This is a genomic window from Armatimonadota bacterium (assembly GCA_031459855.1).
GTDB classification, from domain to species: Bacteria; Sysuimicrobiota; Sysuimicrobiia; order Sysuimicrobiales; family Humicultoraceae; genus Fervidifonticultor; species Fervidifonticultor primus.
This window is the reverse complement of record JAVKHP010000001.1, coordinates 1990908-2015302: the sequence shown is the minus strand read 5'-3', so window position 1 is coordinate 2015302 and position 24395 is coordinate 1990908. Positions and strand designations below refer to the sequence as shown.

Genomic DNA, 24395 nt, shown 5'->3' with positions numbered 1-24395 from the left:
CGCCTCACGGGTAGCGCGCCAGCAGGTCGTCCACGGCCTCGGGCTGCACACGCGGCCAGCGGTCCTCGTCCACGAGCACCACCGGCGCCTCGTCGCAGGCGGCGAGGCACTCCGCCGTCCGCCACGTGAACCGCCCGTCGGGCGTGGTGCTCCCGGGGCCCACGCCCAGCCGCTCGCGCAGGCGCGCCACCACCGCCCCGCACCCTGCCAGCATGCACGAGACGTTGGTGCACACCTGGACGACGTGCCGGCCGACGGGCGCGAGGTAGAAGAGGTGGTAGAACGACGCCACCGACACGACCTCGGCCAGCGGCAGGTCCAGCGTCTGCGCCACGCCCTCCAGTGCCTCGGGCGGCAGCCACCCGTACTCCGCCTGGGCCACGAAGAGCGCCGGCAGCAGCGCCGACTGCCGGTGCTCGTACCGGGCCGCCAGCTGCCGGATCTCCTGGCGGGCGGCTTCGCTGAGCGGTCGCCGGTCGGCGCGGGCGGCAGCCGCAGGTGGGACGCTCACCGGCATCGCATCCTCGCCGACGTCCCTGCCGCGCGGCCGCATGCCGCCTGGGCCTGCGGGGCGCCGCTCATCGGTCCACGTCCCCCAGGACGGGATCGATGGTGGCGATCACCACCACGACGTCGGCCATGGTGTGTCCCTGGAGCATGACGGGCAGCGCCTGGAGGTTGTTGAACGACGCCGAGCGCACCCGGACCCGCACCGGCCGGTTGCTACCGTCGCTCACCAGATAGTACCCTTTCTCGCCGCGCGGGGACTCCACCGCGTGGTACACCTCGCCCGCCGGCGGGTGCAGGCCCTCGCTCACCAGTTTGAACTGGTGGATCACCGCCTCCATGCTGCGGACGAGCTCCGACCGCGGGGGCAGGGCCACCTTGCGGTCGTCGACGATCCACGGGCCCCCGGGCAGCCGCTCGAGGGCCTGGAGGACGATGCGGCGCGCCTGACGCATCTCCTCCATGCGCAGCCGGTACCGCTCGAACGAGTCGCCGGCGGTGCCCACCGGGACGTCGAACGCGTACTGCTCGTAGCCGCTGTACGGAAACGCTTTGCGCACGTCGTAGGCGACGCCCGAGCCGCGCAGCAGCGGGCCCGTGCACCCCAAGCGGAGCGCGTCGGCCGCCGACAGCACCCCCACGCCCTCGGTGCGCCGCCGCCAGATCAGGTTGTCGGTGAGCATGGCCTCCAGGTCGTCCAGCTGGCGGGGCAGGTGCTCCATCACCTGCCGGACCCGCGGGACGAAGCCCTCGGGCAGGTCCCAGGCCAGCCCGCCGATGCGGATGTAGCCGTGCATCATGCGCTGGCCGGAGACCATCTCGAACAGGTCGAGGATCGGCTCACGGGCCTGGAAGCAGTAGAAGAACCCGCTGGTGACGTTGAGTTCCAGCACGCTGGTGCCCAGCCAGACCAGGTGGCTGGCGATGCGCGAGAGCTCCATGAGGATCACCCGGGCCACCTGCGCCCGCTCCGGCGGCGTGATCCCCATCAGCTTCTCCACGGCCAGCACGTAGGCGCACTCCTCGATGAAGGTGGCGAGGTACTCGATGCGCGCCGGGAAGACGATGTTCTGATGGTAGGTGCGGTGCTCCATGGTCTTCTCGAAGCCGGTGTGGAGGTAGCCGATCACCGGCCGGCAGCCGACGATCACCTCGCCCTCGAGGTCCAGCACCACCCGCAACACCCCGTGGGTGGCGGGGTGCTGCGGTCCCACGTTGATGGTCAGCGTCTCGGTCTGGCGCGTTGTCATGCTCGCTCACCCGCCCGCGCGCCCGCGCCCGTCCTGCGGGTGCCGGGACGCGTCCGCGGCTAGGGCCGCGGCGGCGACGTGGGAATGATCGCGCTGGGGACCTTGGGGACGTGCCCGATGAACTGCACCGGCTCCTCGGTCAGCGGGTAGTCCTTGCGCAGCGGGTGTCCCTCCCAGTCGTCCGGCAACAGGATCCGCGTCAGGTGCGGGTGGCCCTCGAAGCGGATCCCGAACAGGTCGTAGACCTCGCGTTCCAGCCAGTTGGCGCCGGGCCACAGCCCGGTGGCGCTGGCGATCACCGGCCGGGCGCCCGGCAGCCGCGCCTTGAGGCGCAACCGCACCGGCGGCTGCAGCCCGGCCAGCAGGTAGACCACCTCGAACCGCGGCTCGGCCGGATGGCGGTCCACCGCCGTGAGATCCGTGAGCATCCACGGACCGCCGGGTGCGGTTCGCACCGCCTCGAGCGCGTCCAGCACGCGGTCGGCCGGCACGACCACCGTGACCTCCCCGCGGAACTCGACGCGCTCCAGCTCGCCTCCCAGGTGCGCCTGCACCCGGGCCGCCAGCGCCCCGGCGTCCATCAGCGACGGCCTCCGCCGGCGGCGATCTTCTCCCGGAGCTTCAACACGCCGTAGAGCAGCGCCTCGGGTCGCGGCGGGCACCCGGCCACGTAGACGTCGACCGGCACGATCTTGTCGACCCCCTGGACCAGCGCGTAGTTGTTGAACACCCCGCCGCACGAGGCGCAGTCGCCCATGGCGATGACCCACTTGGGTTCCAGCATCTGGTCGTAGATGTGACGCAGCACAGGCGCCATCTTCTGGGAGACGCGGCCCGAGACGATCAGCAGGTCGGCCTGGCGGGGCGAGGCGCGGAACAGCTCGCTGCCGAAGCGCGCGATGTCGAAGCGCGCCCCGGCGCTGGCCATCATCTCGATGGCGCAGCACGCCAGGCCGAACTGCGCTGGCCAGATGCTGCCCGAGCGCGCCCACGCCACCATCTTCTCCACGGTGGTGGTCAACACGCGCCGCTCGACCTCGCGGACCTCGGCGGGCTCGACGGTGGTCACTGCCATTCCAGCGCCTGCCGCTTCCAGGCGTAGAGGAGCCCCAGGCCCAGCACGCCGACGAACACCAGCATCTCCACCAAGCCGAAGACGCCCAGCCGGCGGAAAACCACGGCCCAGGGGAACAGGAAGACGATCTCCAGGTCGAACAGGATGAACAGCATCGCGATCAGGTAGTACCGGATGGGCACGCGCTCCCGCGCGGTCCCGATCGCCCACATCCCCGACTCGTAGGGCTCGACCTTCGCCGGCGTCGGGCGGCGGCCGCCCAGCAGCGCGTGGGCCCCAAGCAGGGCCGCCGTCAGCCCGACGGCCAGCACGAGGTGCACGAGAATGGGGAGGTAGTCGACCAGCACCGTCATCGGCAGAACGCCCCGTCCCGCCCGCGCGGCAGGCCAGTCCCCATCATCGCAGAGTTGCAGAAGAGCGTCAACACGCGGACGCCGCAGCAGGCCCGCGCACCCGCTGCCCACGGGCGTCGCACGCCGCACCGCGGGGCGCGGCGGCTCACCGGGGGCGCGCGGTCACGGCCCGCACCGATGCCAGAATCCGCGGGAGCACGTCCAGCACGGCGTCGACGTCGTCCTCGGTGCTCCAGCGGCCCAGCGAGAACCGCACCGTGCCGGCCGCATGGGCTGGGGGCACGCCCAGGGCCGCGATCACGTGGGAGGGCTCCAGCCTGCCCGAGGTGCACGCCGAGCCCGACGAGGCGGCGATCCCCTCCAGATCGAGCGCCAGCAACAGCGACTCGCTGTCGGCATCGGCGAACGAGACGTTGACGATGCCCGGCAGCCGTCGGGTGGGATGGCCATTGAGCCGCGCGCCCGGCAGGGCGGCGAGCCCCGCGGCCAGCCGGTCGCGCAACGCCGCGATGCGCGCCGCCTCCTCCGCCATGGCGGCCTGCGCGAGGGCGGCCGCCACGCCGAACCCCACGATGGCGGGCGTGTTCTCGGTGCCAGCCCGGCGGCCGCGCTCCTGGCTGCCCCCGCGGAGCAGCGGCGCCAGGGTCACGCCGCGGCGGACGTACAGGGCGCCGATGCCCTTGGGGCCGTAGCGCTTGTGGGCCGATAGCGAGAGCAGGTCGACCCCGAGGGCCCGGACGTCGATCGGTACGATGCCCGCGCTCTGGGTGGCGTCGGTGTGGAACAGCACCCCGGCGTCGCGGGCGATGGCCGCCACCTCGGCCACCGGCCCCAGGGTGCCGATCTCGTTGTTGCCGTGCATGATGCTGATCAGCACCGTGTGGGGCCGCAGGGCTCGCCGCACGTCGTCCGGGTCCACCAGGCCCTGCCCGTCCACGGGCAGGATCGTAACTGCGATACCCCGCTCGGCCAGCCAGCGGCACGGTTCCAGCACCGCGTGGTGCTCGGTGGCGGCGGTAATGACGTGCGGCGTCGCGTGCGGGCTGGCCCAGACCGCGCCCAGGAGGGCGGTGGTGTTCGCCTCGGTCGCGCCCGAGGTGAAGACGATCTCCGCTGGCTCGGCACCGATCAGCCGGGCGACCGCCGCCCGGGCCTCGTCGACCGCCGCGCGCGCGGCCTGACCGAACTGGTGGACGCTGCCGGCGTTGCCAAAGTGCTGGCTGAAGTAGGGCTGCATGGCGTCCACCACGCGCGGGTCGACTGGCGTCGTAGCCGCGTAGTCGAGGTAGCGCCCCACGTAGGGCCGCGGGGGGATCGACGATGTCACCCTCATACCGGTCCCAGTATACCGCGGGGGGCACGGAGGTGCGCATGGCGCGCCGCGTCGGCGGTGCTCTGTGCCCCGTGCGGCGATCGTGGTAGAGGCGCGAACGGCCGCGGCGCCTTCAGGCCTGCGGTGCGGCCCCCACGCCCAGGGCGTCGAGGTGCGCGAGCACCTCGTCGGGGCGCTGGATGTCGTGGCCCATCTGGAGGAACCGCACCGGCCCCACCGTGGCGTGGATCGCGTCGAGGTGGATGCGCCGGTCGTCGACGTAGAGGATCTCGTCCGGCCGCAGGACGCACCCGCGGGCGGCCAGGTCGGCGACGAGGGCGGCGACGAGCCGCTCCTTGTGGGGGTGCGGCTCGACCTTCTTGAGGTCGAAGTACGACTCCAGCCCCAGCAGCGCGAAGATCTCGTCGACCGGCTCGGGCCGGTTCCAGGACGCGGCTGCCACCAGCACCCGCCGCGCCCGCAGGCCGTCCAGCAGCCGCCGGACGCCCGGGTACAGCGCGACGCGGACGCCATCCTGATCGCGCACCGCGTCCTCGCCGTCCCGCTCGAACGGCCGCCGCAGCGCCGTGACGTTGGCATGGTTCCATAGCGTCAGGTCGCAGTCGAGGATCACCAACCGTACTGCCACGTCGAACCCGTCCCTTCCCGTGTCATCCTGGCCCGGCTGGGCCGCGGCCCTCACGGCTCGTTGGCCGCGGGCGGCTCGGGCGCCTCCGGGACCTTTCCCTCCACCACGTCCAGCAGGTTCCGGATGATCCGCGCCGTGAGCCCCCACACGGTCCAGCGGCCGCAGTCGTAGTAGAGCAGCTCCACCACCCGGCCCCCACGCACCACGCGCTCTGCGCGCACCCGCCCCGGGTCCTGGAAGATCGCCAGGGGCAGGGTCACGACCTCGTCGATCTCGTTCGGATTGGGCCGCAGGCGATCCGGCGGCGGCACGGCACCCACGAAGGGGGTGACCGCGAACCCCGACACGATCGTCTCGACCTCGTCCAGGCGCCCGAGCACCTCCACGGCCGACGGCTCCAACCCGAGCTCCTCGTACGTCTCCCGGAGCGCGGTCTCCTGGAGCGAGGCGTCTCCCGGCTCCTCGCCGCCCCCGGGGAAGGAGATCTGCCCCTTGTGGTGCTCGACGGTCTCCGTCCGCTTGGTGAGGAGCAGGTGTGCCACCCCGTCCTGCTCGAACACCGGGACGAGCACCGCCGCCCGGCGCCACGAATGGGGCGGCAGGTCACGCGGACGGTACTCCCGCAGCTGCTCCCGCAGTCGGGCCAGCAGGCTCACGTCTGCGTGTTGGCCGTCTGGCCTCGGGACTCCTGCCAGGGCAGAAGACTCCCGGCCAGGGGCCGCCTACAAAATCTTGAGGGAATTTTGGCTCTTCGCACTAGATCTAGAAGGAAAACCCGATCGGACGTGGAATATGAGGCGGCGACCCCGGGGGGAAGGCCATGCTACCACAGTTCGCCTCGATCGACGGTACTCCATCGCTGCGCCGCCGCGACATCTACCTCCTTAGCCCCAGGCTCCTTCCCCCCGAGGTCATCGCCGTCGCCTTCGCCAAGACCTCCCGTAGCCCCAAGCCCTTTCGGGAGATCGCGGCGGAACTGACGGAGGAGTCGTCCAGCGAGTTCCACGAGAAGTGGGTGCTGGGGTACGGGCACGGCTCGGTGGCCGAGCACGCCGTCCTCCACCTGGCGCTGGAGAACGTGTCGCGCCTGGCCATCGAGTGCCTGGAGAGCAACCGTCTCTGCTCGTACACCGAGAAGTCCACCCGCTACCAGATCTTCGACGCCTTCTACGTCCCGCCGACGGTCGCCGCCTCCCCGCACGCCGAGCTCTACGTGCAGACCTGCCGGCGCCTGTTCGAGACGTACCGGGCCAGCCTCGAGCCCGTGCGGCGCGTCATCGAGACGTGGTACCCGCGCCACGAGGGGGAGGCCGACCGGGCGTATGCCGCGCGGATCCGCTCCAGGTACATCGACGTCTGCCGCTTCCTCCTGCCCTGCGCCACGCTCGCCAACGTGGGCATGACGGCCAACGCCCGCGCCCTCGAGCATGCCATCACCAAGATGCTGTCGCACCCCCTCGAAGAGGTCCGGGCCATCGGCGCCGAGGTCAAGGCCGTGGCCCGCACCGAGGTGCCCACCCTCGTCAAGTACGCCGAGCCCAGCCCCTACCTGATCGAGACGGCCGCGGCCCTGACCGCCCTGGCCAGGGGCGAGGACGAGCCGGCGGAGGCCGACCTCCTGGACGGCGAGGCGTCGCCCGGGGTTCGCCTGGTGCACTACGACCGGGATGCGGAACTGCGCATCGTGGCCGCATGCTTGTATCGCTACGGCCGGACGTCGTACCGCCGGGCCTGGGCGCGGGCGGCCGCGCTTGACCCGCATGGGCGCGCAGCCATCGTCTGTGAGGCGCTGGGGCGGCTCCGGCGCCACGATGCGCCGCTACGCGAGCTCGAGCACGTCACCTACACCTTCGACATCGTCTGCGACCAGGGCGCCTACTTCGACCTCAAGCGTCACCGCATGATGACCCAGAGCCCCCAGGCCCCCACGGTGGACCTGGGCTACGCGGTGCCCCGCGCCATCGTCGAGGCCGGCCTGGAGGGCGCATTCCGCGCCGCGGTCGAGCAGGCCACGGAGGCCTACCACCGCCTCGCCGCCGACCTGCCGCACGAGGCCGCCTACCTGGTCACCAACGCCCACAACCGCCGGTTCCTGGCCACCATGAACCTGCGCGAGCTCTACAGCGTGGTGCCGCTGCGGGCACGGGAGAGCGGGCACTTCTCCTACCGGCGCATCGCCCTCCAGCTCTACGAGGCCGTCCGGGCGGTGCACCCGGGGCTGGTCGCTCACCTGCGCTTTGGCGACCCTCCACCCGCGGCGGCCGCCCTCGAGGCCCGTCACTTCGCCGAGGTCGCTGCACGGCCGCATGCGGTCCCGGCATCGGCCTCGGGCTGATCCGGTCCGGTCGGGCCGCCTCACCCGGCCGGCGGCACCAGCACGTACGCCAGCACCAGCGGCTCCTTGTTGCCGTGGAAGCGATGCGGGACGCCCGCGGGCACGAAGATCACCGCCCCGGGTCCGACCGGGACGTCGCGGTCGCCAAGCCGTACGAGGCCGCGGCCGCCCACGCAGGCGTACACCTCGTCCTGCTGGTGCGTCCCCTGCAGGTCGAGGCCGCCGGGTAGCACGCGGAGCACGCCCACCGTGAGGTCGGGCCGGCCCAGCAGCCGCTGAAACTGCTGGGCGGGGCCGTCCATGGCGTCGGCGACCCGAAAGGCGTCCCACACCTGTGCGTCCATCGTTGGTCCTCCGTCGGTCCTCCGTGTGTTCTCCACCGACCCTTCGTCAGGTCCTCTGTCGGTCATCCGCCGGCGCTCCATCGGTGGTCCACGACCCTCCGCGACCTGACTACCGTGGACCTGCGGTGCGCGGCGGCCGCGATCCCACCTGGCGCACCCGCGTACACGGCAGAGCACCGGCGGTGCCCCGCGTCCCACATCGCGCACCAGGGAATTTCCCCGCCCGTTCGAAAACTCCCGTAGGCGTCATTCCACGGAAGTCAGCGAGGTGATCCATGCGGTTCGTCACGTACGAGTTCCGGGGCCAGGCGCACCTGGGGGTGCTGGACGGTGAGCACGTCTTCGCCTTCGCCCCCCTGGCCCGCCAGGCCGCCCGCGCCGGACGCGGACGCGGCCCCGGGGACCAGATCCCCGACGATCTGGTGAGCTTCATCGAGCGAGGCTCCCTGGCGCAGGCCCGGGCTGCCCTCGCGCTGGGCCGCCGGCTCCTGCGGGAGGGCCGCGCACGCGGCCTCGTGGTGCCTCTGGCCCGCACGCGGCTGCTCGCGCCGATCCCGCGGCCGCGCAAGAACATCTTCTGCATGGGGCGCAACTACGCCGAGCACGCCCGCGAGGGCGGGCACGAGGTGCCCACGGTGCCGGTGTTCTTCACCAAGCCGCCCACCGCCGTGGTGGGTCCCGACGCGCCGGTCGTCCACCACCGGGTGACCGAGCAGCTCGACTACGAGGTCGAGCTCACCGTGGTCATCGGCCGGCGGGGCCGCGACATCCCCGTCGAGCGCGCGCTGGACTACGTCTTCGGGTACACCATCATGAACGACATCACGGCGCGCGACCTCCAGCGCCGCCACCTGCAGTGGTTCAAGGGGAAGTCCCTGGACACGTTCGCGCCGCTGGGGCCGGCCGTCGTCCACCGGTCGCTGATCCCCGACCCCCAGAACCTGCGCCTGCGGCTGCGGGTCAACGGCGAGGAACGCCAGAACGCCTCCACGGGCAGCATGGTCTTCTCGGTGGCGCAGCTGATCTCGGTGCTCTCTGCGGGCATGACGCTCGAGCCCGGCGACCTGCTGGCCACCGGCACGCCCGAGGGCGTCGCCATGGGCCGCACGCCGCCGCCGTGGTTGCAGCCGGGCGACGTGGTGGAAGCCGAGATCGAGGGCATCGGGGTGCTGCGCAACCGCATCGTGGCGCCGTAGCGCGCACACGCGGCTACCACGCGGGGATCGCACCGTCAGACCGCCGTGCCGGTGGGACGAGGTGCCGGACCCGGTCGGCGGCGGCCCCGCACATCCGATGCAGAGGGGGTGATCCCCCGTGCCCAGGCAGCCCGGCGCGGCGCCGGCATCGGCGGCCCGCCGCGCCGCAGGGCGACGGCCTCCACCCCAACAACGCGGGCGGCCCGGGGCCGCGGGGGCGTGTTGGGTCCCGGACCGCACCGGTTGGGGCGGCGTGACACGTTCGATACATGCCGACGCTACGAAAGGGGCCGGCTGGCCTGCGCCGCGCGGCGCGGGCAGACTACCTGACGGAGTGGAGGACGCCATGGGGATCCGACTTGCAGGCGTCGTGCTCCTGGCCGGGCTGGTGACGCTGGCGACGCCGGCGCGCACCCCGGCGCAGACGCGCGCGCCCAAGGTCTACGAGATCACGATGACGTCGTTCAAGTTCGAACCGAACCAGATCCGGGTCACCGAGGGCGACACGGTGATCCTGCGGCTGCGCAACGCCGACCAGTTCGGGCGGACGCACAACTTCGCCTCGGCCTTCCTGCTCAACATCCCGCTGGTCGTGCGGGGCGACGGTCTGGAAGGGATCGCCGAGGGGCGCAAGTTCGTGTCGGTGGAAGCCGGCAAGACCGCTGAGGTGGAGTTCACCGTCCGCGGACGGGGGTCGTACGCGTTCCTGTGCACGCTCTTCGACCACGCCGCGCGGGGGCAGACGGGGATGCTGATCGTCGGGGCGCCGGCACCCTGACCCCGCCGGGGACGACCGGGCTACCCGTCCAGGTCCCTGGCGTAGCGGATCAGCAACGGCCGCACGCGGCTGGCCCGGCCGGCACACAGGCGACGGTGCCCGTGGACGATCACGAACTGCACGCCCTCGACGTCGCGCAGCACGTGGAAGATGGCGCCGACAGCCAGCTGCACCTCGGCCTGCAGCAGCTCTCGGGTTACGGCCACGCTGTTGGTCGCCTTGAACGTCGCCGACTCCCACACCAGGGCCACGGCGCGGCCGTCCTCGATCAGGCGGCTGCTGCGCACCATCCCCTTGCCCAGGATGTTCTCGGCGAGGTTGCGGGCGATGGTCGCCCGGTCCTCCGCCCGGGCGGTGCCTGAGGGGGAGACGGCGGCCGCCACCGCGACCAGCACCGCAGCCGCCCAGACCGCCGGACGCAACCACAGGGGAGCCATGACCAGGCGTTCGGCATCCCACCCGGGGGTCCTGCTGGCGTCGGGGCCGCGGGGGCCGGAGCGAACGCCCGTATGCCCCCGGTGTTCGCGGTGGGGTACGTGATGGCCCTGCGATCGCCGGGATCTCCGGGCCGGGGGCGACGGTCCAAGACCAGGCCGCGCCCGGGAAGCGCCTGCGCCGAGCACCGCGGGCGCCTCGTGGGACTCAGAGGGAATGCGGGCCCGGCGTGGTAGTCTGTGGGCGTCTGTGGTAGTCTTCAGGCTGAATCCTGCACGAGCAGACTTCACGTGTCGGCACGACGGAAGGAGGGAGCGCGGTGAGGACAGGGATGCGCGTCGCGCTGGCGCTGGTGCTGGTGGCAGGCCTGCTGGGTCTGCAGCAGGTGCAGGCCACCGCCCAGGCGGTGCCCCGGCAGTTGCGTGTGGCGATCGGAATCGACGCCGACCGGCTCGATCCGGCCGAGCAGACGACCACCACCATCGCCAACGTCGTCGACTACATGTTTGAGACGTTGGTGGACCTCCACCCCGTCAAGAACGAGATCGTGCCGCGGCTGGCGACCCGCTGGCAGATCTCGCGCGACGGCCTGACCTACACCTTCACGCTGCGGCGCGGCGTGCGCTTCCACGACGGCACGCCGTTCAACGCCGAGGCAGTGAAGTTCACCTTCGAGCGGCTCCAGGATCCCCGGGTCGCGGTGGCGCTGCGCTTCCTGGTGCAGCCCATCAAGAGCATCGAGGCCGTCGGCGACGACACGGTGCGGATCACGCTCAGCAAGGTTACCCCGACGTTCCTGTCCGACCTGAGCACGACCCAGTTCGCCATCCTCTCGCCCGCGGCCGTCCAGCGCGCCGGCGACCGCTGGCGGGCGGCGCCGGTGGGCGGGGGCACCGGCCCCTACGTCTTCAAGGAGTGGCGGCGGGGTGACTCGATCTTGCTGGAGCGCAACCCCAACTACTGGGGCAAGAAGCCGATCTTCGACGAGATCCTCTTCCGCGTCGTGCCCGACGCCGGCACCCGCCTGACACAGGTCCTGGCGGGCGACGTCCACCAGGCGATGCTGCCGCCGGCCCCCGACGTCAAGGGGCTGCGCCGCAACCCCCGGGTGACGGTGGTCGAGGCGCCCAGCGACCGCGTGATCTCCGTGCTCATGAACACGCAGTGGGGGCCGTTCAAGGACGTCCGGGTCCGCCAGGCCATGAACTACGCCGTCAACAAGAAGGCGATCCTGGCCAGCGTGCTGTTCGACCTGGGCACCGTGGTGGACTCGCCCTGCCCGTCCATGATGTTCGGCTACTCCAAGGTGCAGGACGGCGGCTGGCCCTTCAACCCCATCAAGGCCAAGCAGCTGCTGGCCGAGGCGGGGTACAAGGACGGGTTCGAGGTCAACTTCTTCTCGCCCACGGGCCGCTACATCCAGGACTTCCAGTTCGCCCAGGCGATCGCCGCCCAGCTGCGCAACGTCAACGTGCGGGCCAACGTCAGCACCATGGACTGGCCCTCCTACGTCGCCATGATCCAGACGCCGCCGGAGCGCACCCGGGTCCAGATGATCGTGCTGGGCTGGGCGTGGCCGGTGCTGGACTGCGACGGCGTGCTCTACGGCCAGTTCCACTCCTCCAGCCACCCGCCCCGGGGCCTGGGGCCGGCCTTCTACAACAACCCGAAGGTCGACCAGCTGCTGGAGCGCGAGCGCCAGGAGGCCAACGTCGAGCGGCGCAAGGCCCTCATGAAGGAAGCCCAGGAGATCATCTGGCAGGACGCCCCGTGGATCTGGCTGTGGAGCCAGAAGTGGTACGTCGTGACCGTGAAGAACCTCGAAGGGGTCCTGATCCACCCCATCGAGAAGTGGACGGCGCTGTGCGAGCCGGAGGCGCCCGCGGTCAGCCACCACTGCGTGACGTGGAAGTGACGTGGACGTGACGATCGACGTCCCCACGACGTGACGCTGGCCCGGGGCGCGCCGCAGGCGTCGCCCCGGGCCGGTGCGTTGCCCGGACATCTCCCATGGGCCTCTACCTGCTGCGTCGTCTTGGGCTCGCCGTCCCGACGCTGCTTGGCGTCACGGTGGTCGTCTTTGCCCTCATCCGGCTGATCCCCGGCGACCCGGCGCGGTTGATTTTGGGGCTGCAGGCCTCCGAGGAGGAGGTGCAGCGGCTGCGGGTGGAGTTGGGGCTGGACCGCCCGCTGTACGTCCAGTACGCGCGGTTCTTCGCCCGGCTGCTGCGGGGCGACCTCGGGTACTCGGCCGTCACCCGCGAGCCGGTCATCGGCGAGATCGGCAGCCGGCTGCCCGCCACGGTGCAGCTGGCGGTCTCCAGCATCGTGGTGGCGACGCTGGTGGGCATGGCCGCCGGCGTGCTCTCGGCCACCCGTCAGTACTCCGCGGTCGACTACGTGGTGATGACCGTGGCGCTGTTTGGCGTCTCGCTCCCGGTCTTCTGGCTGGGCCTGATGCTGATGCTACTCTTCTCCGTCTACCTCAACTGGCTGCCGGCCGGCGGCTACGGGACGCCCGCGCACCTGGTCCTGCCTACGGTGGCGCTGGCGGCGTTCTCCATCGCCATCATCGCCCGCATGACCCGCAGCAGCCTGCTGGAGGTGTTCACCCAGGACTACATCCGCACGGCGCGCGCCAAGGGACTGCACGGCCGCGTGGTGATCCTCCGCCACGCCCTCAAGAACGCCCTGATCCCGGTGATCACCGTCATCGGCCTGCAGTTCGGCGCGCTGCTGGGCGGCGCGATCCTCACCGAGACCGTGTTCGCCTGGCCCGGCATGGGGCGGCTGCTGGTCAGCGCCATCACGGCCCGCGACTACGCGGTGGTCCAGGGCGTGGTGCTCGTGTTCGCCGGGCTCTTCACGCTGGTGAACCTCGTCGTGGACGTCCTCTACGCCTATGTCGACCCGCGCATCCACTACGGTTAGGTGGCTGCCCGCCCCCGCGGAGGTGCGGGCGCGGCCCGGCGTCTGGCGCCGATTGCGCCGGCACCGCACCGCCGTGGTGGGCCTGACGATTCTCGCGGCCTTCCTGGCCGGCTCGCTGCTGGCCCCCGTGCTCTTCACCGAGGACCCGACGGAGGCCAACTTCGAGCGCGTGTTGCAGCCGCCCTCGCGGGTGCACCTGCTGGGCACCGACAACCTGGGCCGCGACCTGCTGGTGCGCATCGTCTACGGCGCCCGGGTCTCGTTCCTGATCGGGGTGCTGGCGGTCAGCCTGAGCGCCGCCCTGGGCGTGCCGGTGGGCCTGGTCTCCGGGTACTATGGTGGCAGCGTGGACATCGTAATCCAGCGGCTGGTGGACCTGATGCTGGCCTTCCCGGGCTTCCTGCTGGCGCTGACGCTGATCGCGGTGCTGGGCGTCGGCGTCACCAACGTGGTGGTGGCCGTGGGGCTGGCCACCGCGCCGGTGTACGTCCGGCTGGTGCGCGGGGTGGCGCTGTCGATCCGCACCCAGGTGTACGTGGAGGCCGCGCGGGCCCTGGGGGCCTCGGCACCGCGCGTGCTGCGACGACACGTGCTGCCCAACTGCCTGGCCCCGGTGATCGTGCAGTCCACCCTCCAGCTGGGGACGGCCATCCTGACGGCCGCGGGGCTGGGGTTCCTCGGCCTGGGCGTGAAGCCGCCCACGCCCGAGTGGGGAACGATGCTGGGCGAGGGCCAGACCTACTTGTTCTCGTCCTGGTACATGGCCACGTTCCCGGGCCTGGCCATCTTCCTGACGGTGCTGGCGTTCAACCTGCTGGGCGACGGCCTGCGCGATGCCCTGGATCCCCGCATGCGGCTTCCCTGATCCTGCACGGTGGCCGCCGCACGCGTGACCACGGACCCCGAGATCCCCTCCCTCTCCGCGATCCTCGAGACGGCGCTGCGCGACGCCGGTGACCGCCCCCTGCGGCTGGGCGACCTGCTCGACCAAGCCGCCGACCGGGGCTTTGGGCTGTTGATGCTCGTGCTGGGCCTGCCCATGCTGATCCCGGTGCTGCCCCCGGGGTCATCAACGGTGGTCGGCCCCATCTACGCGGTGTTCGCGATCCAGATGCTGCGGGGGAGCGGGCGGCCCTGGCTGCCCGCAGCCCTGCGGGACCGTGTGCTCTCGCCGCGGACGGTCCAGCTCCTCCGGGACCGCGGCCTGCCGATGATCCGGGCGCTCGAGCGCTGGTCACGGCCGCGCGGGTTCTGGCCGGGCGAGCGGGTCGGCGTGCGCATCGTGGCGGCGGCGATGCTGCTCATGGGCCTGATCCTGCTGGGACCGTTCCCCTTCCTGAACACGCCCCCGGCCGTGGCGGTGATGCTGCTGGGCCTGGCGCTGCTGAACCGGGACGTGCTCTTCCTGCTGGCCGGGCTCGCGGTGGCCGCCGCCTCGCTGGCCATCTTGCTGGTGACGGTCGGCCTGCTGGTCAGCTTGCTGGCATTCCTGCGGGGTCTGCTCCGCTGGTAGAGCAGGCCCGACGCTCAACGGCCGGTGACCGGCGACAGCCTCCGGCCGTGTGTCCCGGCGGAACCTCCGAACCGGCTGCGCCATGGGGCCGTGGCCATCCCTGCACGGAACGCCCCGGTGGCTGCCCGCGGATCGCCGGCTGGCCCGGGAGCCGGCGCATCCTGCCGCTCACATGTGGAGTTCGAGGATGTCGCGGTCGCGCAGCACGTGGTCGCGGCCGACCATCTGGCCGTCGTACTCGCCGGCCCGCCACAGGCGCGCGTAGCGCAGGCGTTCTGCGAAGTCCTTGTGGACGGCGCCCGCCGCTTCCTGGACGGTGGTCCCCTGCGGGAGGATGAAGGGCACGTCGAGGTCTGGCTTCTTGCCGGGCTTCTTGCTGTAGACCCGGATCTTGCCCAGCAGCCGGAACATCTCGCGGCGCAGCTCGCCGAGGTTCACGTCCTGCTGGGCGGAGACAGGGAGCACCGGCAGGCGGGCAGCGTAGAACTCCTTGAAGATCTCCAGAGCGTCCCGGGCACCGGGCGCGTCGAGCTTGGCCGCGACGAACAGCCCTGGCGTCTGCCGCGGGCCGCGCGGTGTCCCCGGCGGTGTAATCTCGACGCCGCCAGCCGCCAGCAGCGCCAGCACCTGCTCGGTGGACGACAGCAGGTCGGGGTCGGCCAGGTCGACCACCACCAGCGCGCCGTCGGCGCCGCGGATCAGCGCGTACAGCCAGCCCTCGGTCATCTCGGGACTCACGGGCGGCAGATCGACCAGCTGGATCGGCACGTCCTCGAACGCCGTCATCCCGGCCAGCGGCACCCGTGTCGTGAAGGGGTAGTCGGCGATCTCGGGCTGGGCGTTGGTGAGCGCCGCCAGGAGCGACGACTTGCCGACGTTCGGCCCGCCCACGAGGACGAGCTGGCCGGCCCCCTCACGGTCGACGTGGTAGAAGGGTCGGGCCCGGGCGGCACCGCGCCGGCGCTGGGCTTCCTGGCGCAGCTTGGCGATGCGGCGCTTGAGGTCGGCCTGCATCTTCTCGGTCCCCTTGTGCTTGGGGATCACCGCCAGCATCTCTTCCAGCGCCGCGAGCTTGGCCTGGAGCGTGGTGGCCTCTTTGAACTTCCGGTCGGCGGCCAGGTACTCTGGCGTCAGGTTCGCAGGCATGGTACCGGCCTCTATTCTAGCAATCCTGGGACCCCGCCCGCGCCGCCTCCAGCACCACCGGCGCCTCGATGGCGGCCTCGGACCACTCGCGCCGGGCGAGCCGCGTGAGCTCCGCGACGTGCGCCCGGACCGCGTCGACCGGCACGTCCCCCGGGCACCACGCGCCGAACAGGACCGCTGAGGTGTCATGGAGGATCCGCGTGCGCAGGTCCGGACCGGGACGGGCGGCGCACAACGCCGCCGTCAGCCCCAACTGCATCGCGGGGCAGCGATTCCCAAGACGGCTGCGCGCGTCCTGCCGGTAGACGCTCGCGGGTGCCGGCGGGTACGATGAACGTGGAGTCACGCGGTGACTCGATCGAGCGCGGACTACGGACATCGAGCGCAGATCACGGAGGTGCATGGTGAACCTGGTAACCGCTGGTCGCAGTGCCGTCGCCCTGGTGGTGGTGGTGATCCTGGCGGCTGCGGGCGGCGCGCCCGCTGGTCCCGCGGCCCCGCCGGGGACGCTGCGCATCGCCTACCCCCAGCGGGTGGTCTCCCTCGACGCCCACGGCCCTGCCGCCGCTGAGCGCATCTCAATCATTCTCGGCCGTCACCTCTACGACACCCTGGTGACCTGGGACCCGGCGGCCAAGAAGTTCCAGCCCGCGCTGGCCGAGCGCTGGCGGATCGTCGATCCCACCACGTGGGAGTTCCAGCTGCGCCGCGGCGTACGCTTCCACGACGGCAGCGAGTTCACCGCCGCCGCGGTGAAGACGTCGCTGGAGCGGGTGGTCGCCCTGCGCGGCCCCCTCACCCCGCTGTTCACCCCGGTGACGGCGGTGGAGACCCCCGACTCCTACCGGGTGGTGATCCGGACGCAAGGACCCATGGGGACGCTGCTGTCCAACCTGACGATGCTCTACATCGTGCCGGCTGGCACGCCGCCCACGCCGGCGTTCGCCGAACGGCCGGTGGGCACCGGGCCGTTCCGGTTCGTGGAGTTCGTGCGCGACACGCGCGTGGTGCTGGAGGCCAACCCCGCCTACTGGCAGCGCGGGATCCCGAAACTGCAGCGGCTGGTCTTCGTGGACATCCCCGAGCTGTCGGCGCGGGTCACGGCGCTGGAGACCGGCGAGATCGACATGACCGTCCAGCTCACCCCGGAGGAGATCAAGCGCCTGCGCGGCAACGCGCAGATCAAGATCGAGATCGGCCCCACCTACTACACACGCTTCCTGTGGATCAATCCGACCCGCAAGCCCTTCGACCACCCCAAGGTCCGGCAGGCCCTCCGACACGCCCTGAACATCCCCGCCATCACCAGCTCGTTGCTGGCGGGCATCGCCAAGCCGGCGCGGGGCCCGATCGCGGCCAACGTCCTGTGCGCCGTGGAGTTCCCCCTCCATGGCTTCAACACGCCGCTGGCCCGCAAGCTGCTGGCCGAGGCGGGCTACCCCGGGGGGTTCGAGACCGAACTGAAGTGGAACGACGCGCTGCCCAAGGAGCGCGAGGTCGCCGATGCCATCACGGGCCAGCTGGCCCTGGTAGGGATCCGGGTGAAGAACACGCTGCAGCCGCGGGCCATCTGGCTGGACGACCTGCTCAAGCTCAACTGGGACCTGAACCTGCTGGGCACCGGTGCCGTCACCGGCGACGCCGACTACACGCTGGGGCGCCTGTACCACTCGCGGGCGCGGCGCACCGGCTACGCCAACCCGGAGGTCGACCGGCTGCTGGAACAGGCCGCGGCCACGGTGGACCTCGACCGCCGGTGCGAGCTGTACAGGCGGGTGCAGGAGATCCTCTGGACCGACGGGCCGGCGGTGTTCCTCTTCGAGGCGCTGGAGAGCTACGCCTACCGCACGCGCGTCCAGGGCTTCAAGCTGCCGCCCAGTGAGATCTTCACGCTCTCGGAGGTCTCGGTGACGCCGTAGGGCCACGCGCCTGGGGGGCGGGCGCGGCATCGCCGCGCCCGCCCCCGTCCCCGGCCTCCATGGGCACCTACCTGCTGCGCCGGCTCCTCGCCGCCACGCTGGTCGTCTGGGGCGTGCTCACCGCCATCTTCCTGGTCGTCCGCGTGATTCCCGGCGATCCGGCAGCGGTGCTGCTGGGGACGTTCGCGACCCCCGACCTGGTGGCCGAGCAGCGGGCGAAGATGGGCCTGGATCGGCCGCTGGCGGTCCAGTACCTCCTCTTCCTGCGCCAGGCGGTCGCGGGCGACTGGGGCCGGTCCTACCATGAGGGCCGTCAGGCCTTTGCCATGGTGGTAGAGCGACTGCCCGCCACGCTCGAGCTGGCCGCCGCGGCGATCGCGCTCACCACCGTGGTCAGCTTCGTGCTGGGGTCTGCGGCCGCGCGCCGGGTGCAGACGCCCGTGGACCGTGCCATCGGCGTGTTCTCGCTGGTCGGCCAGGCCGTGCCGAACTTCTGGCTGGGGCTGGTGCTCATCATCGTCTTCGCCCGCATGCTGCACTGGCTGCCGTCGTTTGGGCGCGGCACCGTCTGGCACCTGGTGCTGCCCACCATCACGCTCTCGGTGCAGCTGATCGGCGTCATGACCCGGCTCGTCCGGGCCGGGCTGCTGGAGACGCTGGGCCAGGAGTTCGTGCGCACCGCCCGGGCCAAAGGGCTGGCGGAGCCGGCGGTGCTCGTGCGGCACGTCTACCGCAACATGCTCATCCCGGTGGTCACGATGCTGGGCCTGCAGCTGGGGGCGCTGCTGGGCGGCGTGGTCGTGCTGGAGACGGTCTTCGCCTGGCCGGGCCTGGGCCGGCTGATCGTGACCGCCATCAACAACCGCGACTACCCGGTGGTGCAGGCCGCGGTGACGTTCGCCGCGCTGGCGGTGGTGGCGCTCAACCTCCTGGTCGACCTGGTCTACGCCTACCTCGACCCGCGCATCCGCTACACGTGACCTCGCTCCACCGCACCACGCCCCCCGACCCCACGGCAGCTGCCGGACGTCCGGCGGAGCGTCCTGCGTCGGACGCTGCGGCAGGCCCCGCCGCGCCGACCGCTCCCACCGCAGCCGCACCAGGACCTGCACCGGGTGGCGCGTCCGCCCGCGCGGGTCGCCGACGCGCGGCTGCCGACGCCGAGGCGCGCGACGCCGCGCGTCCCCGCCGCCGGCTGTGGACGACCCGCAAGGGGCGGCGCGTGGTGCTCACCGGTGCGCTGCTGCTGCTTGCGGCGGTGGCGGGGCTCGTCGGCCCGGCGGCCGTGCCCTACAATCCGCTGAGCGTGCGCCTGGACGCGCGGCTGCACCCGCCGCTCGCCCGGCTGCCCGACGGTAGTATCGCGTGGTTTGGCACCGACCAGCTGGGTCGCGACCTGCTCGGGCAGGTGGTGCACGGCGCGCGGGTCTCGATGCTCGTCGCCGCCAGCACCGTGGGCATCGCCGGTGTGGTGGGCACGGCCCTGGGCCTGGTGGCGGGCTACACCGGGGGGACGACCGACACGGTGCTGATGGCGCTGGTCGACGTGCAGCTGGCCATCCCGCCGCTGCTGCTGGCCATCCTCATGGCGGCCATGCTGGGCCCCTCGGTGCCCAACGTCATCCTCACCCTGTCGGTCATCCGGTGGGCGGTCTTCGCCCGGCTGGCCCGCGGCTCGACCCTCGCGCTGCGCGAGAAGGAGTTCGTGGAGGCGGCACGGGCGCTGGGCGCCAGCCACGCCCGCATCATGGGCCGCCACCTCCTCCGGAACATCCTGACCCCGCTGGTGATCCTGGCCACCCTGCAGATCGCGCTGCAGATGCTGGCCGAAGCCGCCCTCTCGTTCCTGGGCCTGGGCATCCCCCACCCGCTGCCGTCGTGGGGCGTGACGATCAGCCAGGGGCGTGACTACCTCCAGAACGCCTGGTGGATCGCCACCATCCCCGGCGGCGTGATGACCCTGGCGGTGCTGGCCGCGGGGGCGTTCGGCGACGCGCTGCGTGACTACCTGGACCCACGCTTCGGATACTGAGGTGCGTCTATTGCGCAATGCCGGCTGGCACCGCGCGGGGGTGTCCTGGACACACGGCGCGTTGCGGGCTTTCCCCCTGGAAGACTCCCACGACGCCTGGCTGGACAAGTTAGGGCCCAGCAAACCGCCCCCGCAGACCGAGGCCGCGAAGTGGGGCCTGCTGCTGGAGCTGATCATCGCCCAGCAGTACGCAGAGCGCCTGGGTGTGCGGGGTCGGCAACTTCAGCCCCGGTTCACGCACCACCCCGACCACCCGTGGGAGCCGGGCGCATCAGCCTAACGGCCGCATCCGTGACCCTCCAGTCGGGCGAACTCATCTCTCCCAGGTGATGGTGGCCCAATGACTGCTGGGGTGCTTTCCCCGGCATTGCCCTCACCTTGCCGCAGGTGTGCTATTCATGGTAACTAATTAATGATTATTGGTGTGCCTCAGGGACCGGGGGCTGGTCCGCCGGCGGGGTCAGGAATCTCCGCCCACGACGCTCTGAACATTCCCCTCTCCCACCTCCCACCAGGAGGCGCGCCAGTGACCGAATCGGGAAGACGGATCCCAGGTGGCGGTCGCGGGCTGGCCGGGGCGATCGTGGCTACGATCCGCGAGCCGCTGCTCGTCCTGGACCCCGAGCTCTGCGTCCTGACCGCCAACCGGGCGTTCTACCGGGTCTTCCAGACGACGCCCGCCGAAACAGAGGGGCGGCGGCTCTACGAGCTGGGGAACCGACAGTGGGACATTCCCGCCCTGCGGCGGCTACTGGAGGAGATCCTTCCCCTCAACACGTCGTTCGACGACTTCGAGGTCGTGCACGACTTCCCTCACATCGGCCGCCGGACCATGCTGCTCAACGCCAGACGCATGTTCCGCCGCGGTCAGAAGGCCCCCATGATCCTGCTGGCCATCGAGGACGTCACCGACCGTCGGCGCATCGAGCAGCAGCTGCGCGAGCGCGAGGAGTGGTTCCGCCGTCTGGCGGACATCACGTCAACCGCCATCGTCATCTACCAGGGCGAGCGTGTGGTCTACGCCAACCGCGCCGCCCAGGTGCTCACCGGATACTCGTTTGACGAACTGCTGGGCCAGCGATTCTGGGATGTGGTGCACCCGGAGTTCCAGGACCTGGTGCGCGACCGCGGCCTGGCCCGACAGCGCGGGGAGAACGTCCCGGAGCGGTACGAGTTCAAGATCGTGTGCAAGGATGGCGAAGAGCGCTGGGTGGACTTCACCGCTGGCCTGATCGATTGGGAGGGCCAGCCGGCGGGACTCGCCACCGGCTTCGACATCACAGACCGCAGGCGAGCTCAAGAGCGGCAGGAACGGCGATTGGCCGAGTTGGAGGCTCTCCTCCGGGTGTCGTTTGCCCTCCGCACGGCGGACACCACGGACGCCGCCCTGCCCATCCTCCTGGACGAGACCCTGGCCATCCTGGAGACGGACAGCGGGGCCGTCTCGCTCTACGACCGTGCCGCCGGACACCTGCGCAGCGCGGTGACCCGCGGATGGTTTGCGGGGCTGCACGATGCGCCGCTGCGGCCCGGCGAAGGCATCGCCGGCACGGTCTTTGCCACCGGTGCACCTCACCGGAGCCCGGAGTTCGCCCGCGACCCTTTGAGCGCCACCGTGACCGGGGTGCCGCCGGGGTGGGGTGGTGCGTGCGTCCCGATCCGCGTCGAGGCCGAGGTGGTCGGTGTCCTGTTCGTGGCGGTTCCGCGCCCCAGGGAGGTGACGACCGAGGAGATGGCGCTTCTGCTGGCTCTGGCCGAGATGGCCGGCGCCGCGTTGCGCCGGATGCGCCTGCACGAGGAGACCCTCCGCCGGCTAGCCCACCTGCAGGCGCTGCGCACCGTGGACCGGGCCATCAGCGGCAGTCTCGACCTCCGCCTGACGTTGGACATCCTGCTGGATCAGGCCGTGATCCAGCTTCGCCTGGACGCCGCCGGGGTGTTGCTGGCGCAGCCCCGCCTCAACCTGCTGGAACCGGCGGCAAGCCGGGGGTTCCGGACGCGCGCGTATGCGGGAGGCCGGCTGCGGTTCGGAGAGGGCGTGGCCGGCCGCGCGGCCCTTGAGAAACAGAGGGTGATCGTCACGCACCCGACGCAGGCGCCGGCCTACACCAAGACGGCGCTGCTGGACGTGGAAGGATTCCAGACGCACTTCGCGGTGCCGCTCGTCGCCAAGGCGGAGATCAAAGGGGTCTTGGAGGGGTTTCACCGGGCGCCCTTCACCCCCGACGCCGAGTGGCTGGACCTGTTGGACGCGCTGGCCGGCCAGGGCGCCATCGCCATCGACAACGCCCAACTCTTCGAGCGCGCCCAACGGTCCAGCCTGGAGCTGACCGTGGCCTACGACGCCACCATCGAGGGGTGGGCCCGCGCGTTGGATCTGCGCCACCGGGAGACCCACGACCACACCCGACGGGTCACCGACATGGCCCTGCAACTGGCGAGGGCCCTTGGGGTTCGCGAGGAGGACCTGCCCCACATGCGCCGTGGGGCGCTGTTGCACGACATCGGTAAGATGGGCGTCCCTGACGCCATCCTGATGAAGCCGGGCCCCCTGAACGACGACGAGTGGGCTGTGATGCGACAGCACCCCCAGATGGCCTACGACCTACTCTCGCCCATCGAGTTCCTGAGGCCGGCGTTGGACATCCCGTACTGCCATCACGAGAAGTGGGATGGAACCGGCTATCCGCGCGGGCTGAAGGGCGAGGACATTCCGCTGGCGGCGCGCATCTTCGCCGTGGTCGATACGTTCGACGCCCTGACGTCCGAGCGCCCCTACCGCCCGGCCTGGAGCCGGCCCCGCGCCCTGGCGCACATCGCCGAGCAGGCTGGCACGGAACTGGATCCGCGGGTGGTGGAGGCCTTCCTGCGCATGATGCAGGACTCGACTTAGGTGGTGGGCTACAGTCAGAGACGTTAGAACCTCTATGGAGAAACACCCTCGCGCGATGCAGGTCGTCAAGGTGCTACTGGGAGAAGTGGCCTAGCGGCGTACCATCCAAGAGCGGACGACGGATGCGATCACGGCGTCTTGCGGTCGCATGAGCTTCGTGTTCCTACACGGTGCGCTCGCCTTTGCCCAGCCCGCTGCGACGCTCGCGACGCTCCTGCTCCTGGTGACCGTGTGGGCGCTCGCCGACGGCGTTCTCGTTCTCTTCATGTCCGTCGGCGCGGCCGAGACCGGGGAGCCCTGGTGGCCATAGGCGCTGCAACTCATCCCCGCGGCAGGCGAGGTTCGCCAGGAAGTCTTCCCAAGCCCCCTGTGTTTCGGAGCTACCGAGCCAGTACGCCCGCTTAACAGCTGCACACTTGCTGGCCCTACCGGTCCACCGCCCGCGCCATCCGCTCCAGGAGCTCGCCCAGCAACGCCGGCGTCGTGGCGAAGTTCAACCGGACGCACGAGGGCGGCCCCCCGAACTCCGCGCCGTCGCTCAGTGCGACGCGCGCACGCTCGAGGAAGAACGCCGCCGCAGGAGCCGGTAGCCCCAGCGCCGTGCAGTCCAGCCAGGCCAGGTAGGTGCCCTCGGGCGTGCGGTGCCGCACGGCGGGGAGTCGCTCGCGCACGAACCGCGCCACCGTCTGCCGGTTCGCGTCGAGTTGCTCGAGCACGGCCGCCAGCCACGGGCCGCCCTCCCGCCAGGCCGCGGCCGTGGCCCGCAGCCCCAGCACGCTGGGGACCCCGCGCAGGCGCGGGGGCAGGACCTCGAATCGGACGCGCAGCGCCGGGCTGCCGAAGATCGCCAGCGCGCAGCGCACCCCCGCGATGTTGAACGCCTTGGTGGCCGAGAGCAGCGTCAGCGTGCGCGCGGCCACGTCGGCGCCCAGCGAGGCGAACGGGAGGTGCCGCGCGCCGGGATAGACCACGTCCATCCAGATCTCGTCGGCCACCACCACCAGGTCGCGCTCCAGGGCCACCGCGGCGATAGCCTCGAGTTCGTCGCGGCGGAAGACGCGGCCCGTGGGGTTGTGCGGGTTGCACAGCAGCAGGAGCTTCGCCCCGGGGTCGGCGGCCACACGGCGCAACCCCTCCACGTCGACGGCGGCCTCGCCACAGGGGTCACGCAGCGGGTTGTCCAGCAGCCGACGGCCCATGGCTGCCACCGTGGTCAGGAACGGCGGGTAGATGGGGGTCTGGACGATGACGCCGTCGCCGGGCTCGGTGAAGGCGAACAGGGCCAGCGCGAGGCCCTGGATGACGTCGGTGAGCATGGTCATGGCGTCGGGCGCCGGCGCCCAGCCGTGCCGGGCGGCCAGCCACGCGGCCGCCGCATCGTACACCTCCTGGGTGTCTTCGGGGCGTTCGTAGCCCAGCGCGGACCGCTCAGCGCTCCACCGCAACACCTCGCGCACCGGCTCGGGCGCCGGGAAGTCCATGTCCGCCACCCAGGCGGGCAGCACGTCGTCGCCGTACTTGGTCCACTTGTGCCCGCGCCGTGCCCGGCAGTCGGCCTCGGTCACGTTCGCACAGGGATCGATGCGCAGCATCTCGCCTCCTCGCTGCTGACTGGCTCGCCCCGCCCTGCCCGTGTGACCCACGGAGCGTGGCTGCGCAGCCCCCTCGCCGTCTCGTGGCTCGGTACTGCGCCTGACTGCAGGCAGGTTCGACGGCACCCGCGCAGA

The 24395-nt window shown here is 71.5% G+C and carries 26 protein-coding genes; 13 read left to right on the top strand and 13 right to left on the bottom strand.

Features of this window, described 5'->3' with window-relative positions:
• Positions 1-4 precede the first annotated feature (4 nt).
• The 8 genes from nuoE to QN157_09150 form a co-directional block, all read right to left on the bottom strand.
• Positions 5-511: an NADH-quinone oxidoreductase subunit NuoE gene (nuoE, locus tag QN157_09185; protein ID MDR7555769.1), complete on the bottom strand. Its 507-nt coding sequence runs from the start codon at positions 509-511 to the stop codon at positions 5-7.
• Between the two features lie 67 nt (positions 512-578).
• On the bottom strand, positions 579-1757 hold the full coding sequence (gene nuoD / locus QN157_09180) for an NADH dehydrogenase (quinone) subunit D (GenBank protein MDR7555768.1): 1179 nt from the start codon (positions 1755-1757) through the stop codon (positions 579-581).
• Positions 1758-1816: 59 nt separating this feature from the next.
• The gene (locus QN157_09175) at positions 1817-2338 is read right to left on the bottom strand and encodes an NADH-quinone oxidoreductase subunit C (protein ID MDR7555767.1); all 522 of its coding nucleotides are present in this window, start codon (positions 2336-2338) and stop codon (positions 1817-1819) included.
• On the bottom strand, positions 2338-2832 hold the full coding sequence (locus QN157_09170) for an NADH-quinone oxidoreductase subunit B family protein (protein ID MDR7555766.1): 495 nt from the start codon (positions 2830-2832) through the stop codon (positions 2338-2340). Before QN157_09170 ends, QN157_09175 begins: the two co-directional genes overlap by 1 nt.
• Positions 2823-3179 (bottom strand): NADH-quinone oxidoreductase subunit A, encoded by a 357-nt coding sequence (gene ndhC, locus QN157_09165; GenBank protein ID MDR7555765.1) that lies wholly within the window; start codon positions 3177-3179, stop codon positions 2823-2825. Before ndhC ends, QN157_09170 begins: the two co-directional genes overlap by 10 nt.
• 151 nt (positions 3180-3330) lie before the next feature.
• Positions 3331-4518 carry an aminotransferase class V-fold PLP-dependent enzyme gene (locus QN157_09160; protein MDR7555764.1) on the bottom strand — a complete coding sequence of 396 codons (1188 nt, stop codon included), beginning with the start codon at positions 4516-4518 and terminating at the stop codon, positions 3331-3333.
• Positions 4519-4630: 112 nt separating this feature from the next.
• Positions 4631-5146 (bottom strand): magnesium-dependent phosphatase-1, encoded by a 516-nt coding sequence (locus tag QN157_09155; GenBank protein MDR7555763.1) that lies wholly within the window; start codon positions 5144-5146, stop codon positions 4631-4633.
• A gap of 50 nt (positions 5147-5196) precedes the next feature.
• A complete protein-coding gene (locus QN157_09150; GenBank protein MDR7555762.1) occupies positions 5197-5802 on the bottom strand; it encodes a CoA pyrophosphatase in 606 nt (201 codons plus the stop codon).
• A 164-nt stretch (positions 5803-5966) separates the two neighbouring features.
• On the opposite strand from QN157_09150, the gene QN157_09145 reads away from it, so the two are divergent.
• Complete coding sequence (locus tag QN157_09145) at positions 5967-7481, top strand: FAD-dependent thymidylate synthase (GenBank protein ID MDR7555761.1); 1515 nt, start codon at positions 5967-5969, stop codon at positions 7479-7481.
• A 20-nt stretch (positions 7482-7501) separates the two neighbouring features.
• Here the strand turns inward: QN157_09145 and QN157_09140 are convergent, their stop codons facing one another.
• Positions 7502-7825: a cupin domain-containing protein gene (locus QN157_09140; protein MDR7555760.1), complete on the bottom strand. Its 324-nt coding sequence runs from the start codon at positions 7823-7825 to the stop codon at positions 7502-7504.
• Positions 7826-8100: 275 nt separating this feature from the next.
• Here QN157_09140 and QN157_09135 point away from each other — a divergent pair, with 275 nt between their 5' ends.
• Both QN157_09135 and QN157_09130 read left to right on the top strand, forming a co-directional pair.
• Positions 8101-9021: a fumarylacetoacetate hydrolase family protein gene (locus tag QN157_09135; GenBank protein MDR7555759.1), complete on the top strand. Its 921-nt coding sequence runs from the start codon at positions 8101-8103 to the stop codon at positions 9019-9021.
• 346 nt (positions 9022-9367) lie between these two features.
• A complete protein-coding gene (locus QN157_09130) occupies positions 9368-9799 on the top strand; it encodes a cupredoxin domain-containing protein (GenBank protein ID MDR7555758.1) in 432 nt (143 codons plus the stop codon).
• A gap of 20 nt (positions 9800-9819) precedes the next feature.
• On the opposite strand, the gene QN157_09125 is transcribed toward QN157_09130, so the two are convergent.
• Positions 9820-10236 carry a hypothetical protein gene (locus QN157_09125; GenBank protein MDR7555757.1) on the bottom strand — a complete coding sequence of 139 codons (417 nt, stop codon included), beginning with the start codon at positions 10234-10236 and terminating at the stop codon, positions 9820-9822.
• A 317-nt stretch (positions 10237-10553) separates the two neighbouring features.
• Between QN157_09125 and QN157_09120 the strand changes: the two genes are divergently transcribed.
• The 4 genes from QN157_09120 (at position 10554) to QN157_09105 (ending at position 14678) form a co-directional block, all read left to right on the top strand.
• A complete protein-coding gene (locus QN157_09120) occupies positions 10554-12149 on the top strand; it encodes an ABC transporter substrate-binding protein (GenBank protein MDR7555756.1) in 1596 nt (531 codons plus the stop codon).
• A 95-nt stretch (positions 12150-12244) separates the two neighbouring features.
• Positions 12245-13165 (top strand): ABC transporter permease, encoded by a 921-nt coding sequence (locus tag QN157_09115; GenBank protein MDR7555755.1) that lies wholly within the window; start codon positions 12245-12247, stop codon positions 13163-13165.
• Entirely contained in the window at positions 13137-14030 is an 894-nt protein-coding gene (locus QN157_09110) for an ABC transporter permease (GenBank protein MDR7555754.1), read from the top strand. The genes QN157_09115 and QN157_09110 overlap by 29 nt, the downstream gene beginning before the upstream one ends.
• A gap of 24 nt (positions 14031-14054) precedes the next feature.
• Positions 14055-14678 carry an exopolysaccharide biosynthesis protein gene (locus QN157_09105; protein ID MDR7555753.1) on the top strand — a complete coding sequence of 208 codons (624 nt, stop codon included), beginning with the start codon at positions 14055-14057 and terminating at the stop codon, positions 14676-14678.
• A gap of 168 nt (positions 14679-14846) precedes the next feature.
• On the opposite strand, the gene QN157_09100 is transcribed toward QN157_09105, so the two are convergent.
• Both QN157_09100 and QN157_09095 read right to left on the bottom strand, forming a co-directional pair.
• The gene (locus tag QN157_09100) at positions 14847-15824 is read right to left on the bottom strand and encodes a GTPase (protein ID MDR7555752.1); all 978 of its coding nucleotides are present in this window, start codon (positions 15822-15824) and stop codon (positions 14847-14849) included.
• A gap of 16 nt (positions 15825-15840) precedes the next feature.
• Positions 15841-16083: a hypothetical protein gene (locus tag QN157_09095; GenBank protein ID MDR7555751.1), complete on the bottom strand. Its 243-nt coding sequence runs from the start codon at positions 16081-16083 to the stop codon at positions 15841-15843.
• Between the two features lie 142 nt (positions 16084-16225).
• On the opposite strand from QN157_09095, the gene QN157_09090 reads away from it, so the two are divergent.
• The 6 genes from QN157_09090 (at position 16226) to QN157_09065 (ending at position 22978) form a co-directional block, all read left to right on the top strand.
• Positions 16226-17743: an ABC transporter substrate-binding protein gene (locus tag QN157_09090; GenBank protein MDR7555750.1), complete on the top strand. Its 1518-nt coding sequence runs from the start codon at positions 16226-16228 to the stop codon at positions 17741-17743.
• A gap of 59 nt (positions 17744-17802) precedes the next feature.
• Positions 17803-18723: an ABC transporter permease gene (locus tag QN157_09085; GenBank protein ID MDR7555749.1), complete on the top strand. Its 921-nt coding sequence runs from the start codon at positions 17803-17805 to the stop codon at positions 18721-18723.
• Positions 18724-18965: 242 nt separating this feature from the next.
• Entirely contained in the window at positions 18966-19775 is an 810-nt protein-coding gene (locus QN157_09080) for an ABC transporter permease (protein ID MDR7555748.1), read from the top strand.
• Positions 19776-19815: 40 nt separating this feature from the next.
• A complete protein-coding gene (locus tag QN157_09075) occupies positions 19816-20055 on the top strand; it encodes a hypothetical protein (protein MDR7555747.1) in 240 nt (79 codons plus the stop codon).
• 246 nt (positions 20056-20301) lie between these two features.
• Positions 20302-22668: a PAS domain S-box protein gene (locus QN157_09070; protein MDR7555746.1), complete on the top strand. Its 2367-nt coding sequence runs from the start codon at positions 20302-20304 to the stop codon at positions 22666-22668.
• Positions 22669-22816: 148 nt separating this feature from the next.
• A complete protein-coding gene (locus tag QN157_09065) occupies positions 22817-22978 on the top strand; it encodes a hypothetical protein (protein MDR7555745.1) in 162 nt (53 codons plus the stop codon).
• A gap of 115 nt (positions 22979-23093) precedes the next feature.
• Here QN157_09065 and QN157_09060 read toward each other — a convergent pair whose 3' ends face one another.
• Positions 23094-24260, bottom strand: a complete 1167-nt coding sequence (locus QN157_09060) for a PatB family C-S lyase (protein ID MDR7555744.1) — start codon at positions 24258-24260, stop codon at positions 23094-23096.
• Positions 24261-24395 lie beyond the last annotated feature (135 nt).

What these genes read in the sequence shown, in the direction of transcription:
- nuoD (MDR7555768.1), bottom strand. Translation starts at nt 1,757, where the DNA reads ATGACAACGCGCCAGACCGAGACGCTGACCATCAACGTGGGACCGCAG.
- QN157_09175 (MDR7555767.1), bottom strand. Translation starts at nt 2,338, where the DNA reads ATGGACGCCGGGGCGCTGGCGGCCCGGGTGCAGGCGCACCTGGGAGGC.
- QN157_09170 (MDR7555766.1), bottom strand. Translation starts at nt 2,832, where the DNA reads ATGGCAGTGACCACCGTCGAGCCCGCCGAGGTCCGCGAGGTCGAGCGG.
- QN157_09160 (MDR7555764.1), bottom strand. Translation starts at nt 4,518, where the DNA reads ATGAGGGTGACATCGTCGATCCCCCCGCGGCCCTACGTGGGGCGCTAC.
- QN157_09145 (MDR7555761.1), top strand. Translation starts at nt 5,967, where the DNA reads ATGCTACCACAGTTCGCCTCGATCGACGGTACTCCATCGCTGCGCCGC.
- QN157_09140 (MDR7555760.1), bottom strand. Translation starts at nt 7,825, where the DNA reads ATGGACGCACAGGTGTGGGACGCCTTTCGGGTCGCCGACGCCATGGAC.
- QN157_09135 (MDR7555759.1), top strand. Translation starts at nt 8,101, where the DNA reads ATGCGGTTCGTCACGTACGAGTTCCGGGGCCAGGCGCACCTGGGGGTG.
- QN157_09130 (MDR7555758.1), top strand. Translation starts at nt 9,368, where the DNA reads ATGGGGATCCGACTTGCAGGCGTCGTGCTCCTGGCCGGGCTGGTGACG.
- QN157_09125 (MDR7555757.1), bottom strand. Translation starts at nt 10,236, where the DNA reads ATGGCTCCCCTGTGGTTGCGTCCGGCGGTCTGGGCGGCTGCGGTGCTG.
- QN157_09115 (MDR7555755.1), top strand. Translation starts at nt 12,245, where the DNA reads ATGGGCCTCTACCTGCTGCGTCGTCTTGGGCTCGCCGTCCCGACGCTG.
- QN157_09110 (MDR7555754.1), top strand. Translation starts at nt 13,137, where the DNA reads ATGTCGACCCGCGCATCCACTACGGTTAGGTGGCTGCCCGCCCCCGCG.
- QN157_09100 (MDR7555752.1), bottom strand. Translation starts at nt 15,824, where the DNA reads ATGCCTGCGAACCTGACGCCAGAGTACCTGGCCGCCGACCGGAAGTTC.
- QN157_09095 (MDR7555751.1), bottom strand. Translation starts at nt 16,083, where the DNA reads ATGCAGTTGGGGCTGACGGCGGCGTTGTGCGCCGCCCGTCCCGGTCCG.
- QN157_09090 (MDR7555750.1), top strand. Translation starts at nt 16,226, where the DNA reads ATGGTGAACCTGGTAACCGCTGGTCGCAGTGCCGTCGCCCTGGTGGTG.
- QN157_09085 (MDR7555749.1), top strand. Translation starts at nt 17,803, where the DNA reads ATGGGCACCTACCTGCTGCGCCGGCTCCTCGCCGCCACGCTGGTCGTC.
- QN157_09065 (MDR7555745.1), top strand. Translation starts at nt 22,817, where the DNA reads ATGAGCTTCGTGTTCCTACACGGTGCGCTCGCCTTTGCCCAGCCCGCT.
- QN157_09060 (MDR7555744.1), bottom strand. Translation starts at nt 24,260, where the DNA reads ATGCTGCGCATCGATCCCTGTGCGAACGTGACCGAGGCCGACTGCCGG.